At 68.1% G+C, this 13,784-nt stretch carries 12 protein-coding genes; 10 read left to right on the plus strand and 2 right to left on the minus strand.

Translation table 11 applies throughout. The features are described 5' to 3' along the window. The first annotated feature begins 188 nt into the window (after positions 1-188). From ACFQQJ_RS06520 to ACFQQJ_RS06530, 3 genes are all read left to right on the plus strand, one after another. Positions 189-494 (plus strand): heavy-metal-associated domain-containing protein, encoded by a 306-nt coding sequence (locus ACFQQJ_RS06520; RefSeq protein WP_377105180.1) that lies wholly within the window; start codon positions 189-191, stop codon positions 492-494. Further along, positions 494-1,873, plus strand: a complete 1,380-nt coding sequence (locus ACFQQJ_RS06525) for a phenylacetate--CoA ligase family protein (RefSeq protein WP_377105181.1) — start codon at positions 494-496, stop codon at positions 1,871-1,873. Before ACFQQJ_RS06520 ends, ACFQQJ_RS06525 begins: the two co-directional genes overlap by 1 nt. Positions 1,874-1,996: 123 nt before the next feature. Next, positions 1,997-4,747: a heavy metal translocating P-type ATPase gene (locus ACFQQJ_RS06530; protein WP_377105493.1), complete on the plus strand. Its 2,751-nt coding sequence runs from the start codon at positions 1,997-1,999 to the stop codon at positions 4,745-4,747. Positions 4,748-5,159: 412 nt separating this feature from the next. Here ACFQQJ_RS06530 and ACFQQJ_RS06535 read toward each other — a convergent pair whose 3' ends face one another. Next, positions 5,160-5,885 carry a M23 family metallopeptidase gene (locus ACFQQJ_RS06535; protein ID WP_377105182.1) on the minus strand — a complete coding sequence of 242 codons (726 nt, stop codon included), beginning with the start codon at positions 5,883-5,885 and terminating at the stop codon, positions 5,160-5,162. Positions 5,886-5,973: 88 nt separating this feature from the next. Then, positions 5,974-6,258 carry an ArsR/SmtB family transcription factor gene (locus tag ACFQQJ_RS06540; protein ID WP_377105183.1) on the minus strand — a complete coding sequence of 95 codons (285 nt, stop codon included), beginning with the start codon at positions 6,256-6,258 and terminating at the stop codon, positions 5,974-5,976. Between the two features lie 109 nt (positions 6,259-6,367). Between ACFQQJ_RS06540 and ACFQQJ_RS06545 the strand changes: the two genes are divergently transcribed. The 7 genes from ACFQQJ_RS06545 to ACFQQJ_RS06575 all read left to right on the plus strand — a co-directional run bounded on the left by ACFQQJ_RS06545 (position 6,368) and on the right by ACFQQJ_RS06575 (position 13,736). Beyond that, entirely contained in the window at positions 6,368-8,431 is a 2,064-nt protein-coding gene (locus ACFQQJ_RS06545; protein ID WP_377105184.1) for a heavy metal translocating P-type ATPase, read from the plus strand. Between the two features lie 58 nt (positions 8,432-8,489). After that, positions 8,490-9,140 (plus strand): signal peptidase II, encoded by a 651-nt coding sequence (locus tag ACFQQJ_RS06550; protein WP_377105185.1) that lies wholly within the window; start codon positions 8,490-8,492, stop codon positions 9,138-9,140. 119 nt (positions 9,141-9,259) lie between these two features. Continuing rightward, a complete protein-coding gene (locus ACFQQJ_RS06555) occupies positions 9,260-9,652 on the plus strand; it encodes a hypothetical protein (protein ID WP_377105186.1) in 393 nt (130 codons plus the stop codon). 113 nt (positions 9,653-9,765) lie between these two features. Next, positions 9,766-10,395 (plus strand): vitamin K epoxide reductase family protein, encoded by a 630-nt coding sequence (locus tag ACFQQJ_RS06560; protein WP_377105187.1) that lies wholly within the window; start codon positions 9,766-9,768, stop codon positions 10,393-10,395. 198 nt (positions 10,396-10,593) lie between these two features. Beyond that, positions 10,594-11,241 carry a DsbA family protein gene (locus tag ACFQQJ_RS06565; RefSeq protein ID WP_377105188.1) on the plus strand — a complete coding sequence of 216 codons (648 nt, stop codon included), beginning with the start codon at positions 10,594-10,596 and terminating at the stop codon, positions 11,239-11,241. A gap of 36 nt (positions 11,242-11,277) precedes the next feature. Further along, positions 11,278-12,735, plus strand: coding sequence for a multicopper oxidase family protein (locus ACFQQJ_RS06570; protein ID WP_377105189.1), 1,458 nt, complete (start codon positions 11,278-11,280; stop codon positions 12,733-12,735). After that, positions 12,732-13,736, plus strand: coding sequence for a phosphotransferase family protein (locus tag ACFQQJ_RS06575; RefSeq protein ID WP_377105190.1), 1,005 nt, complete (start codon positions 12,732-12,734; stop codon positions 13,734-13,736). The genes ACFQQJ_RS06570 and ACFQQJ_RS06575 overlap by 4 nt, the downstream gene beginning before the upstream one ends. Positions 13,737-13,784: the final 48 nt, after the last annotated feature.

Consider the following 13,784-nt stretch of genomic DNA (forward strand, 5'->3'; position numbering starts at 1 on the left):
GCGTTCGTGGAGAACTGCATGGCGCGGACTCTACGCGTCCACGTACAGCGCCTCCAAATCGATCGGCCCGGAGTCCTGGTCGGCGGGTTCACCGCGGTCCGCGCGGCTCACCATCCGGAGGTCCGCCCTTTCTCGATCTTAACCGGCTCGACACCACATGTTGACTTCCGCAGGCGAACGATGGAGTCATGCCAGAGGCCGCCAAGTCACCGCAACGCTCGAAGAGTGTCGCCTTCCGCGTCCGGGGGCTCACCTGCTCGAAGTGCGTGGGGGTCGCCCTCGACGAGATCCGCAGCCTGCCCGAGGTTGAGCAAGTGGGTGTCCGGCTGGTGCCCTTCGGGGTTTCGCTGATCACGATCCCTGCCGCGGGCAGTGCGGATCCTGCCGTCGTGAGGGCGGCGATCCTGCGGGCCGGCTTTCGCGTTGTCTCATCCGGGCCGATGGTCCGGGACCCGGTTGATCCGCTCGAGGTCGGGTGGGAGGCGTCTGCCTGATGAACCTCCTGCTCGCCGACCTTCTGCTGAGACGAACCGGTCAGCAGGGGCGGTTGCGCTGGAGCCGGTCCCGCCTCATGCGCTTCCAGTCCGTCCGGCTGCACCAGCTACGCCAACATGCGATGCAGCGATCCCCGTTCCTCGCTGAATATCACCGTCACCTCGACGCTGCGCCGTTGAAGGAACTGCCGCCCATGACGAAGTCTACCCTGATGGAGTTCTGGGACGAGTTGGTCACCGCGCCGTCCTTGAGGCGGGAGTTAGTCGAACGGAACCTCGCGGAGCGTGAGTCGGACGGTACTGACCCGTCATTACCCTGGCGGGGTCGATGGTGGATGGCTGCAACTGGTGGCTCTACCGGCGAACGGGGAGTCTTCGTCTGGGACCGCCGCGAGTGGGTCTCCATCCTTGCCTCCTACGCCAGGGTCAACGACTGGGTCGGCGTCAGGGTGGGTCCCGGGCACCCACTGCCGACGGCCATCGTGTCGACCCGGAACCCGACCCACCAGTCCGCCGTGGTCGGGGCCTCGATTCGCAGCAGGTTGGTGCCCACGTTGAGGGTCAACGCAACCGACCCTCTGGAGCAGATCGTGAACCAGCTCAACCGGTTCCGTCCCAGGCTCCTGGTCTGCTATGCGTCGATGCTCGCCCCGCTGGCCGAGGCGCAACTTGCGGGCAGCCTGAGAATTGCTCCCGAGAAGGTGATCACCGCCTCAGAGGAACTCCTCCCCGCAGCACAACGAATGGCGGTCCACGCGTGGGGAGTGGACGTCCTCAACACCTATGCCGCCACCGAAACAGCCACAATCGCCTCCATGTGTCCGATGGGTTCGCTGCACCTGTACGAGGACTTCGTGCTCGTCGAGCCCGTCGACGCTGCCTACCGTGCGGTGCCGGACGGTCAGCTCGCCGACCGGCTGCTGGTCACCGTCCTGTTCTCCCGCACCTTGCCGCTGATCCGGTATGAGCTCGACGACTCCGTCCGGTTGGCGACCAGGGCGTGCCCGTGCGGCTCGCCCTATCGGGTGCTGGAAACGGTGATCGGCAGGACCGAGTCCTGCCTCCGCCTGACCGCCAACGCCGGCGGCGCGGTTGTCGTCCGCCCCGACGTCTTCCACGACGCGGTGGGCCCGCTGGCCGTTCACGGCTGGCAGGTTCGCCAGCTGCCCAACGGCCTCGCGGTGAGGGTTCTCGACCCGGACCATCACCTCGACCTTCCCCGAATCAGGAGCGCCGTGCTGGCCGGACTCTGCCACGCAGGCGTGGGCCCCGACGTGCCCATCGACGTCGAGCCCGTGTCCCATCTCGACCGGACCCGTCTGGGGAAGACGCCCCTGATCGTGCCGTGGTCGGCGTCCGGGACGCCTTCGCGATCTTGACCGATTCTTGACCGGACGCGCCTGTTGACCGGTGTTTTGGGGACATAGCGTTGCCGAGTTGGGATACCCGCACCCCGTATACGCGCAGGTGGAGAGAGCGACGTGGTCTGGCTTGTGGTGGCAGTGGCGGTCGGGATCACCGGGCTGCTCGGTTGGTACTTCTTCGGGTCCGAGAGGGCCGGGCGCGTGCAGCTTGAGAACGGGGTCCAGGTCGTGCGCATCGTCGTGGACGGCGGCTACCGCCCCGACCTCATCGAGGGCGTCCGTCCGGGCGTTCCGCTGCGACTGCTGTTCGATCGCAGGGAGGGCGGGGAGTGCACCTCCCGCGTGGTCGTGCCGGACTTCAAGGTGAACGCGGCACTGCCGGCGTTCCGAACGACCGCCGTCGAGTTCACCCCGACCAGCGCGGGGGAGTACCGCTTCGCGTGCGGAATCAACATGGTCTCGGGCCTCCTCCGGGTCCAGGGCGAGGCGCCGAGACGACCCCCGCCATCCGGCGGGGCCTCCCCCGAGGCCGACGGACGCCACGCCGAGCCCGCGACAGCGGCGGCTCTCGCAACGGCTGCCGACGAGGAAGAAGCCGAGCGGACGGTGGAGATCCGTGACCTGTCCCACCGAGTGATCGTGGGCGCGGTCCTGTCCGCTCCGGTGTTGTTCGCGGTGACGGCCACCGAGCTGTTCAAAGTGGCCTGGGTTCCGGCCTTCCTGATGAGCCCATTGCTCCAGTTGCTGCTGGTGGCTCCGGTCATGTTCTACGCCGGCTGGCCCATCCACCGGACGGGCTGGCGGGCGCTGGCCCATCGCAACGCGGACAGGAACTCCCTCATCACAGTCGGCACGATGGCCGCCCTCGCCTACAGCCTGCTGGTGACGTTCCTCCCCAGTCTCCTGCCGCCGGAGTCGCGCGAGGTCTACTACGAGCCCGTTGGCGTGATCATCACCCTGATCCTGCTCGGCCGACTGCTGGAGACCAGGGCGAAGGCTAGAACGGGCGACGCGATTCGCCAGCTGATCGGGCTGCAGCCCCGGACCGCGCGAATCGTTCGCGGCGGCCAGGAGCTTGACGTGGCAGTCGACGAGGTCATCGTCGGTGACGAGGTGGTTATTCGGCCGGGGGAGAGGCTCCCCGTGGACGGTGAGGTGGTCGCCGGTTCCGCGAGCGTCGACGAGTCGATGGTCACGGGCGAGTCCTTGCCGGTTGCCAAGGCACCGGGTGATGCCGTGATCGGGGCCGCGATCAACACCACCGGCACCTTGCGTTACCGGGCCACGAAGGTCGGTGCCGACACGATGCTGGCCCAGATCATCAAGCTGCTTCGGGAGGCGCAAGGATCCAAGGCCCCGATTCAGCGGCTGGTCGACAAGGTGTCCAGCTACTTCGCGCCCGTGGTCATGGTGATCGCGGTGTGGGCCTTCGTGGCCTGGTTGGTGTTCGGCCCCCCGCCCGTGTTCAACTTCGCCCTCGTCGCGTCGGTATCGGTGCTGATCATCGCCTGCCCGTGCGCCCTCGGCCTGGCAACCCAGATGTCGATCACCGTTGGCACCGGCAAGGGTGCCACCCACGGCGTCGTGATCCGCTCGGCCGAAGCGCTGGAGACAGCGCACAAACTCGATGCGGTGATCCTGGACAAGACCGGGACCATCACCAAGGGGGTGCGGGCGCTCACCGACGTCCTGCCGGCTGGCGGCATCGGAGAGAACCAACTCCTCGGTCTGGTCGCGGCAGCGGAGAAGGCCTCCGAACACCCCCTGGCGACCGCGATCGTACGCGGGGCCGCCGATCGCGGAGTGAGCCTGCCCGAGCTGGCAGGGTTCATGTCCATCCCCGGGCAGGGTGTGCAGGCCGTCATCGACGGCCAGATCCTCCGTGTCGGCAACCGCCGCCTGCTCGAGGCGGCCGGCATCGATCCAGCGGCGCTGATGGCCGGCCACGACTGGTTGGCCGGACAGGGCAAGACGCCCATCATGGTCGCCATCGATGCACACCCAGCCGGTGTGATCGGCGTCGCCGACACGATCAAGGAGGGGTCCGCCGCGGCGGTCCAGGCGCTGCAGTCCAGAGGGATCGAAGTCGTCATGATGACCGGCGACAACCGCAACACGGCGACTGCCATCGCCAGCCAGGTCGGCATCGCTCGCGTGATCGCCGAAGTCCTGCCCGATCACAAGGCGGCCGAGGTCCAGCGGCTCCAGGCCGAAGGTAAGATCGTCGGGATGGTCGGGGACGGCATCAACGATGCGCCCGCGCTCGCCCAAGCCGATGTCGGCTCAGTCATCGGCACACGGAGCACCGATGTGGTGGCGATCGAGTCCTCCGACATCACGCTCATCTCCGGGGCGCTGTCGGGAGTGGTGACGGCCGTCGACCTCTCCCGCGCCACCATGCGCACCATCCGGAAAAACCTGGTGTTCGCCTTCCTCTACAACAGCCTCGGCATCCCGATTGCCGCCGGTGCCCTCTACCCCACCTTCGGGATCACCCTGAGCCCCATGATCGCGGCCGCGGCGATGGCGATGTCCTCGCTGTCGATGGTGGCCAACTCCAACCGACTTCGTCGCTTCCAGCCACGCCCGATCCCCGTGCCCGCGTCGACCATCGTGGTCCCCATGGTCAGCGCCAGGGACGAGTCCAAGCCCACCGTTCGCCGCGAGGAAACGAGAGTGTTCGGCAGGAAGAAGACCGCCAAGGCGATCGATCCGGTCTGCGGGATGGCGGTTGACCCGGCCCGCCCCGCGGCAACCTGCGCTCATGACGGCCGGACCTTCTGCTTCTGCTCGACCGGGTGTGCGGCGGCGTTCGACGCCTACCCCCACCGATACGGCCACCCCAAGACCAGCCACACTCACCAGGAGCGCACGGAGTACAGGAGGTGATGGCTGTGACTACCGACTTCGACGAGTTGCCCTCATCAGCCACCTCTACCGGATCGAGGGTGAGCTACGCGGCTTGGCCCGGATGGTGGAGCAGGACGTGTATCGACGTGCTGACCCACGTGGTCGCCACCACCGGGGCGCTGCAGTCGGGTCGTTGAGCCTGCCTGACGACCACCTCCCCCGCCGCCTGGCAGAGGCCGCTCAGCAAGGCGCGGTACAAGACACCAAGGCGACCGCGGGTTGAGGTTGTCGAGCGTAGACCTCAATCCCGATGCCGATCCGGGGGAACCTCAAAGGTGCCCAATGCGCCCAGCGGTCGGGGTGCCGGTGGTGTGTTTGGCGGCCGCTGGGTGGCGTCCCATCGACGGGGTCACAGGCTTCCACGAGGGCCCGGTGCTGCTGGCGTATGCCATCAACTGCGCTGGAGGTAGTCGAGTGGGTCGCTGCCGCTGCCGTCCTCGTAGAGGGCGAGGTGGAGGTGGCAGGCGGTGGAGAGCCCGGTGGTTCCGACGTAGCCGATGATGTCGCCCTTGTTGACTCTCTGTCCGTTGCGCACGGCGAGCTTGCTCATGTGAAGGTAGGCGGTCTCTACACGTTTGCCGTTGATGGTGCTGTGGTCGATGCGGATGTTGTTGCCCGAACTGCTGCTGTAGCCGGCTTTGGTGACTGTTCCGGACTGGGCGGCGTAGATGGGGTTTCCGCAGGCGCCGCCGATGTCGGCTCCGTTGTGCAGGCGAACGTAGCCGAGGATGGGGTGTTTGCGCATGCCGAACCCGGAGGAGACGCCACCGTTGGTGGGCCATGCGAACTCGGTGAGGTTGTTCAGGCGATCAACCTCTGCCTGGATGGCGTTGGCTTGCTCCGTTTCCCCACTGCGATGGTCTTGCAGCCGGGACTGCTGGGCTGCGGTCTGCACCAGGCGAGCGGCTTGGTGAAGGCTCGCGGCGCGCTGTTCGGCGAGTTGTCTTGTGGAGGGGGGGTCGGTTCTGGCGGTGCCGATCAGCGGTTGGCGTGCGGGTAGGTCCGCGGCGTGGGCTTGGTGGCTGAGTTCCACCGAGTTGCTCACAACGAGGAGCGTGGAGAGTGCCACCACGCTCATGGCGAGCCGTGCGAGCCGCCCCGCTTGACCGTCAGCCATTCTCCCCTCCCGGCAGCATGAGGATAGCCTAAGGTGCTCTCAGGTTCTACTCAGTCTATCGGTTCTCTGCACCGCCGGTGTGACCCCGTCAGCCGTGGCTGGCGTGGGTGAGGATCTGCTCAATCATGGCGCGGACGTGGTCATCCTCAAGATGGTAGGTCACATGACGGCCCTGGCGGTCGCCGGTCGCGAGGTTGAGGTGGCGGAGGATTCGCAGATGGTTGGAGACTGCGGTCTGGGAGAGACCGAGTTCGGCGGTCAGTTCGCCGACCGTGGCGGGTGACTGCAACAGCCGCGCGAGGATCAGGACGCGGGCGGGTGTCGCGAGACCGCCCATCACTTCCGCCACGCGTTCCGCTTCTGTCAGCAGCATCGTGGAACCTCCGAGCAGTTGGGCACCCTTGATCAAACCAGATCGGCGCCGACTCCGCACGCAGTCACGAGTCGACCATCACGTCACAATATCATGATATGATGCGATCATGAGTGTTATCGATCGTGACGGGTCTTCCGAGGATGCACATGGGGATGGCCGCTGGGAGTTGTGGTTCGCGATCGCCTCCGGGGTGGCGTACCTGTCGGGCCTGCTGACCGAGTTCGGCCTGGGGGCACCGGGGGCGGTGTTTGTGGGCCTGTATCTGCTGGCCTACTTCTTCGGCGGCTTCTTCACTGTGCGCGGGGCGTGGCGGTCGGTGCGACGGGGGCGTTTCGAGGTCGACTTCTTGATGATCGTGGCGGCGGTCGGGGCTGCTGCGGTCGGCAAGCTCGCCGAGGGCGCGGTGCTGTTGTTTCTGTTCAGCATCGGGCACGCGCTGGAGGAGTTCGCCATGGCGCGCGCGACCCGCTCGATCGAGGCGCTGGCCGAGCTTGCTCCGCGGACCGCGACCGTCCGGGTCGGGCAGGAAGCCACTGAGGAACGGCTGGTGGAGGAGCTCGTAGTGGGTGATGTGGTGGCGGTGCGCCCCAACTCGCGGGTTCCGGCGGACGGGTTCGTGAGTGTCGGGTCGACCGCGATCGATCAGTCCGCGGTGACGGGCGAGTCTATGCCGGTGGAGAAGGCGCCGGTGCCCAGTGTCGAGAAGGCGTTGGCGAACCCGGCGGCGATCTCTAGCGGATCCCGGGTCTTCGCCGGGACGGTCAACGGCCCGGGAGCCTTCGACATGGTTGTGACCGCCGCTGCGGCCGACACGACCTTGGCCAGGGTGGTCAAGCTGGTCAAGGAGGCCGACACAGCCCAGTCGCCGACGCAGCGCTTCATCGACCGGTTCCAGCGCTTCTACGTACCTGCCGTCATTGCGGCGGTGGCGGTCGTCTTCGTTGTGGGCGTCCTGTTCCTGCAGGAGCCCACGGTGGACAGCTTTTACCGGGCGATGCTGGTGCTGGTGGCCGCCAGCCCGTGTGCGTTGGCGATCGCGACCCCGGCGGCGGTACTGGCGGGGGTGGCTCGGGCGGCCCGCGCCGGGGTCCTTGTCAAGGGCGGGGCGCCGCTGGAGAGTCTCGGCAAGGTTGAGGCGATGGCCTTCGACAAAACCGGCACCCTCACCTGGGGCCACCCGACCGTGACCGACACCATCGCGGCGCACGGGGCCACAACCGCAGAACTCAGCGCGGTCGCCCTGGCCGTGGAGGCCTTGAGTGACCATCCGTTGGCGACCGCCGTGGTCCGTGATCTCGCTGGGCTTGTGCCTGACAACGCCCGGCTGACCGCTGCCGATCTGGAGGCGGTCACCGGCCGTGGCGTGCGGGCTGTCGTCGACGGCCGCCCCACTCTCATGGGCAGTCTTCGGATGCTGTCCGAAGCCGGCGCCGAGCCCCCCGCCGACCTGGTAGCAGCCGTAGAGCAGCTCCAGTCCGAAGGCCGCACGACGATGCTGGTGCTGCATGGTGAACGGTTCCTAGGCGTGATCGGTGTCATGGACGCACCCAAGCAGGAGGCCCGGGACACCCTCGAAGTGTTGCGCACGGCCGGGGTGGGTGAACTCGTCCTCATCTCCGGCGACAACCAGCAGGTCGCCGAAGCGGTCGGCCGTTCGGTGGGCATCGACCGCGCCTTGGGAGAGCTGCTTCCGCAGGACAAGGTGGCCGTGATCCGCGAACTCGGCCGCGAGAGCAGGATCACCTGCATGGTCGGCGACGGCGTCAACGATGCGCCGGCCATGGCCAACGCCAGCGTGGGCATCGCCATGGGGGCCGCCGGCTCCGCAGTGGCGCTGGAGACCGCCGACATCGCCTTGATGGCCGACGACCTCGGCCGGGTCCCGTTCATGCTGCGGCTGAGCCGGGCGACCACCCGCTTGATCCGGCAGAACCTGATCGCCGCACTCGCGATTGTCGCCGCCCTCGTGCCGGCCAGCCTGGTCGGGCTGGCGATGGGGCCGATCGTGTTCATCCACGAGGGCTCCACCGTGCTGGTCGTCCTCAACGCCCTGCGGCTGCTGCGGTTCGACAACAACCGCGACCACCACGGCATCGTCCACGAGGACAAGCCCAACCGGCAGGCCGGCGACTCGCCCGCGCCCCGCGTGAAGCTGACGGGCCGGCCGTGACCCGGGCCTCCAACCCGGTCGCAGGGGCAGGATCGTCAAACCTGCCTAGGCGGCGGCGGTGAGCGAACCGCACGTGTCCAACTCCTTGGGCTCGCCGGTCTCGGCGGATCCTCCCACCGCGCGCACCTCTGGGCTCGCGGTGGCCGCCCTGATCGCGGGCGGGACGGTGCTGCTGGATCAGGGCAGCAAGGCTCTTGCTCGGTCCGTATTGCGCCAGGACGCGCGCCTACCAATGCTTGGTGACCTGCTCGGGCTGCAATTGGCGTTCAACCCGGGCACGATCCTGTCGCTCGGGTCAGGGGCGACCTGGGTCTTCACCGTCGTGGGTGTGGTCGCGGTGGTTGTCCTGGGACGGCTGGCCGCCCGCGCGCGGTCGAAGGGCTGGGCTGTCGCCCTTGGCCTCATCTGGGGCGGGGCGCTGGGAAACCTGGTCGACCGACTCCTCGGCGAGCCGTCGTTCGGACGCGGTCGCGTGACGGACTTCCTGGCCTACGGCGAACTGTTCGTCGGCAACCTCGCTGACATCGCCCTCGCGGTCGGCGTCGCTGCCGCCTTGCGCCTTGCGTGGCGCGACAGCCGCAGCCGGCCACCGGCGCCGGACCATCGGGTCATCGACACCCGGTCGATAGTGGGGGACGCGACTGGCGCTGGCCTGCCGCAGCCGCCCGGTCAGGTCAGCTCGGGGCCTTCTGGGCGCGGGCTAGACTGACCCCGGCAGGCCGAGGAGCGCTGATGAGAACACGTCGACACCGCAGTGCGTGGAGCGCTGTCGTATTGACCGCAGTCGGTGGCGCCAACCTCGCCGCCGCCGCCGCCGCGAGCGGGAGCGTGAGCGATACGACCTGCTCGCCGCAGGTTCCGCTGTTGGCCTCGCTGGGTGTGCACCTGGACGTGTTGGCCGAGTCACGGCTGTGTCCGGAGCACTCTTATCTGCCGGGCAGCAATTACGGCGTCGCGGTGCAGCTGTGGGTGCTGGTATCGACCTCCACCCTGGTTGCTGGCGCGGTCGGGGTATTGATGGCGCTCGGCGCCGGCCTGTGGGCTCGTCGGGCGTTCCGCAAGGTTCGTGACTGGCTTCGCCAGCGGCTGCCGGCTCGCGGCTTCCATGCCCCGGTGGTGGCCATCGCGACCGTTGCGGCGCCCGCGCCGCAATGTATGGACGTGCGCTTCGGCCTTTACCGGCCGTTGCAGCGGCGCGGCCCACCGGTGTCGTCCTGCTGATCTAGCCCCTTCCATACAGCCGGCCGGCGCGACCGCGCCGTGCGGGCTGTGCTGCGCACCCGCATGTCATGACATCGCGGGCGCAGCCAACGACATCAGAGAGCGACCCTTCCATGCCCTATCCAGCTGACCTGCTGGAACGTGCCCACCGGTTCCGGCAGACCGACCGGTGGATCTTCTCCACCATGCTGTTCTCCGCCTGCCTGAGCCTGTACTCCTCCTTCGTCCTGGCCACCGACGCGATCCGGCTCGCCGCCGACCCCAAGATCGCCCTCCCCTGCAACATCAACGAAGTCATCAGCTGCAGCGTTGTGGCGCGCTCCTGGCAGGCAGGCCTGTTCGGGTTCCCGAACGCCTTCCTCGGCCTGATGGCCGAGCCTGTGGTGATCACCATCGCCGTCGCCAGCCTGGCCGGCGTGCGGTTCCCACGGGCGTTCATGCTCGCCGCCCAACTCGTCTACACCCTCGGGCTCACCTTCGCGTACTGGCTCTTCTTCGAATCCACCTTCGTCATCGGAGCACTGTGCCCCTGGTGCCTAGTGGTGACCGTGTCGACCACCCTGGTGTTCGCCTCCCTCACCCACGTCAACATCCGCGACGGCAACCTCTACCTACCCCGGCCGGTCCACAACGCAGCCAACGCAGGCCTCCGCATGGGGCTCGACCTGCTGCTCGTCGTGCTGTGGCTCACCGCCATCACCACGCTGGTCGTCACCAAGTACGGCCCAGCACTTGTCAGCTAACCCCACACCAGTGACGCCTCGCCGGAGCCGGTCGAACCCCTGACCGCGGGCTCCCCGGACCGCCACCCTCACCAACATCCACCGACCAGTACAAGCCATCAGGAGACCGACATGAGCAAGAACGACAGACGCCCCCAGGGACGGACGACTCCCGAGGACCAGACCAGAGCCAGCACCGAACGACGAGTCAGGAGGATTGTGCTCGTCGTGATTGGCGTCGTCCTGGTGGCGGGCTGGGCCTACGCCGGCTTCCAGCTCACCCGCCCCCAGGAGGCCGCCATCGCCACACCGACACCGTCGACCACCTCATCGGCCGACCTCACGGTGCGGGAGGACTCCCGTCGGCTCAACGACCTCCCCAACGCAAAGGTGACCTTCGTGGAGTTCCTGGACTTCGAATGCGAAGCCTGCGGCGCCGCCTTCCCCGCCATCGAGGAGTTGCGCCGGACCTATGGGAACCGGGTCAGCTTCGTGATCCGCTACTTCCCCATCCAGAGCCACTTCAACGCCCTGCGCGCTGCCCGCGCCGTCGAGGCCGCCGCCCAGCAGGGCCAACTCGAAGCCATGTACACCAAGATGTATTCAGCCCAGACCGAATGGGCCGAACAGCAGGTCCCCAAGGACGACGTCTTCCGCGGCTACGCCCAAGAACTCGGCCTGGACATGGCCACGTGGGAGGCCGCCTACAACGCCACCGCCACCACCGACCGCATCCAAAGCGACGTCCAGGACGGCACCAGCATGGGCGTTCAGGGAACCCCGACCTTCTTCCTCAACGGCAAGCTCATCGAGCCCCAGTCCTTCGGCGAACTGGAGACCCTAATCCAGCAGGCCCTCGCCGAATAGCCCACGAGAACCGGTCAGCGAACCATGGAACGAGCAATGGACACCTCACGTCGCAGCCTGATCGGCGGCGGCCTGGCAATCACCGGGACGTGGCTGCTGGGCGGCTGCGTCCCGGCCCGCACTCGCTCCGGGCCGGACGGCGCGTCCCTGCAGCCAACCATGCCCTACCCGACCCCGCCCCGGCTCGCCCCCGCCGCCGGTGGCACCGTGGTGGAGAAGACGTTGCGGGCAGCCCCGACCACCGTCGATCTGGGAGGGCTGCTGGTCGACACCTGGGCCTACAGCGATGTCATGCCAGGACCCGGCCTGGACGCGCGGGTGGGAGACCTGCTGCGGATCACCCTGGACAACCAATTGCCCGCCGACACCAGCCTCCACTGGCACGGGCTCGCGCTGCCCAACGGTGTCGACGGCGCGCCGGGCATGACCCAGAACTCGATCGCCCCCGGCGGCCGCCACCTGTACGAGTTCGTCGCGCAGCGTCCGGGCACCTACCTCTACGGCGCCCACGTCGGTGTCCAGCTCGACCGCGGCCTGTACGCCTCGCTGACCATTGCCGACCCGGCCGAGCCCGGCGACTACGACGACGAGTGGATCGTGGTCCTCGATGACTGGGTCGACGGGACCGGCCGCACCCCCGACGATGTGCTGCGAGCGCTCACCGCGACCCGGCCGACGACCTCGGCCCAGACGGGCAGCACCAGCACCGCCCCGTTTGGCGACCCGGGCCGCGTCAACTACCCCTACTACCTGGTGAACGGCGCCCTGCCCGCAGCACCGGTCAGCTACCGCGGCCGACCGGGCCGCCGGCTGCGGCTGAGGGTGATCAACGCCGCTTCCGACACGATCTTCACCCTCGCTGTCGGCGGGCATCGGCTGACCGTCACCCACGCCGACGGCTTCCGGGTGGCGCCACGTGAGACAGCGGCGCTCCACATCGGCCAGGGCGAGCGTTACGACCTGCTGGTCAACCTCGGCGATGGTGTGTTCCCGCTCGTCGCGAGACCTTGGCGTCGACCCGGGCAAGCCATGGCCCTTATCCGTACCACCACCGGCATGGCACCAGCCGTTGGTCGGCTACCCGAGTTCACCAAGCCGGTACTCCAGGCTACCGAACTGACCCCGGACGACTCGGCCCGGCTGCCCGGCCGCCCCACCGATGTGTTCGCCCGGCTTCGCCTCGGCGGTCAGGCCGATCCGTATGGGTGGACCATCAACGGGGCACCGTTCGGACGCAACAACCCGATCACCGTGTTCCAGGGCCAGCGGCTGCAACTGGATGTCACCAATGCCACAACCAGCGCCCATCCCCTGCACCTGCACGGACACACCATGGCCATGCCCAACGGGCTACGGAAGGACACCGTCCTGATACCTCCCAGTACCACCATCCCGCTCCAGCTGGACGCCACCAATCCCGGGGCATGGAGCATCCACTGCCAGAACCCCTACCACGCCGAAACAGGGATGGCGATCGCCCTGGAGTACCGGTGACAACGAACCCGACACCGACCGGACGCCAAGACCCGGCAACGAGTCGCCAAGCAGACCCGAGGGCGCGCAAGGCCCAAGCCGGCAGCCACGAAGAGCGGCCGGAGCGAACCGCTGCTTCGGACGACATCGCCGACTTCGTGCGACTGGTGGCCAGTGACCATGACGCCACTGTCGGTCCGCGGACCGTCGTGCGCGAACTGACGCAGCAAGGTCGGCGCCAACCCGGCCCGGACCACGCACAGCTGTACACCTGCGCCGGAGTCGTCGTGAAGCTCCACCCTCGCGGAACCGACGTCGTCCTCCTCGCCCGCCGGTTGCAGAGCATGGCCCGACCGGGCGTCAGCCGTTTCTGGATCCAGCCGCTGCGCGCCCTGCCGATGCCCGGACCACGAGGGCGGCTGGCCACGACCTGGCCGCACGTCGGCGTGCTCACACCCACCGACCAGCCGCCCTGGACACAGCTGGGAACACTGCTCGCCAGACTGCACCAGACCCCGCCCTCTCGGCCCGGCGCTCCGCCCTCCGGCGCGCCCGCCCGCCTCGCACGAGCAACCGCCCACCTCCGCCAGCACACCGGCGAGAACCTGGACTGGCTCGCAGAACTTGGCGATGGCCTGATCCGACAGCTACGCCAGCCGTCTCGCACCACGCTGATCCACGGCGACCTCCACCTCGGGCAACTGGGCCGCCCGCCCGAGGGTAGCTGGAAGCTACTCGATCCGGACGACACTGGCATCGGCGACCCGGCCTGGGACCTCGCACGTCCTGCCGGCTTGTGGGCGGCGGGACTACTCGACGACGCCTCCTGGAACGCTCTCCTCACCGCGTATCGAGACGCTGGCGGCGCCGCAGTACCACCCACCGGCGACCCCTGGGCGAACCTCGACCTGCCGGCCCGCGCGGCAACCCTGATCGCAACCGTCCAGGCGCTCCGCTCACCCGAGCACCCAGACATGACTTGCGTGCTCGTCCAGGCGTGCCGCAGGATGCTTGGCCATTGACCACGTCGACGCAGTCGTCACAGGGCACCACCCGGGCCATCTTTGGGG

Source organism: Propionicimonas sp. T2.31MG-18 (assembly GCF_964266745.1).
Classification (GTDB): Bacteria; Actinomycetota; Actinomycetes; order Propionibacteriales; family Propionibacteriaceae; genus Propionicimonas.

What these genes read in the sequence shown, in the direction of transcription:
- ACFQQJ_RS06540 (WP_377105183.1), bottom strand. Translation starts at nt 6,258, where the DNA reads ATGCTGCTGACAGAAGCGGAACGCGTGGCGGAAGTGATGGGCGGTCTC.
- ACFQQJ_RS06570 (WP_377105189.1), top strand. Translation starts at nt 11,278, where the DNA reads ATGGACACCTCACGTCGCAGCCTGATCGGCGGCGGCCTGGCAATCACC.
- ACFQQJ_RS06545 (WP_377105184.1), top strand. Translation starts at nt 6,368, where the DNA reads ATGAGTGTTATCGATCGTGACGGGTCTTCCGAGGATGCACATGGGGAT.
- ACFQQJ_RS06560 (WP_377105187.1), top strand. Translation starts at nt 9,766, where the DNA reads ATGCCCTATCCAGCTGACCTGCTGGAACGTGCCCACCGGTTCCGGCAG.
- ACFQQJ_RS06525 (WP_377105181.1), top strand. Translation starts at nt 494, where the DNA reads ATGAACCTCCTGCTCGCCGACCTTCTGCTGAGACGAACCGGTCAGCAG.
- ACFQQJ_RS06520 (WP_377105180.1), top strand. Translation starts at nt 189, where the DNA reads ATGCCAGAGGCCGCCAAGTCACCGCAACGCTCGAAGAGTGTCGCCTTC.
- ACFQQJ_RS06535 (WP_377105182.1), bottom strand. Translation starts at nt 5,885, where the DNA reads ATGGCTGACGGTCAAGCGGGGCGGCTCGCACGGCTCGCCATGAGCGTG.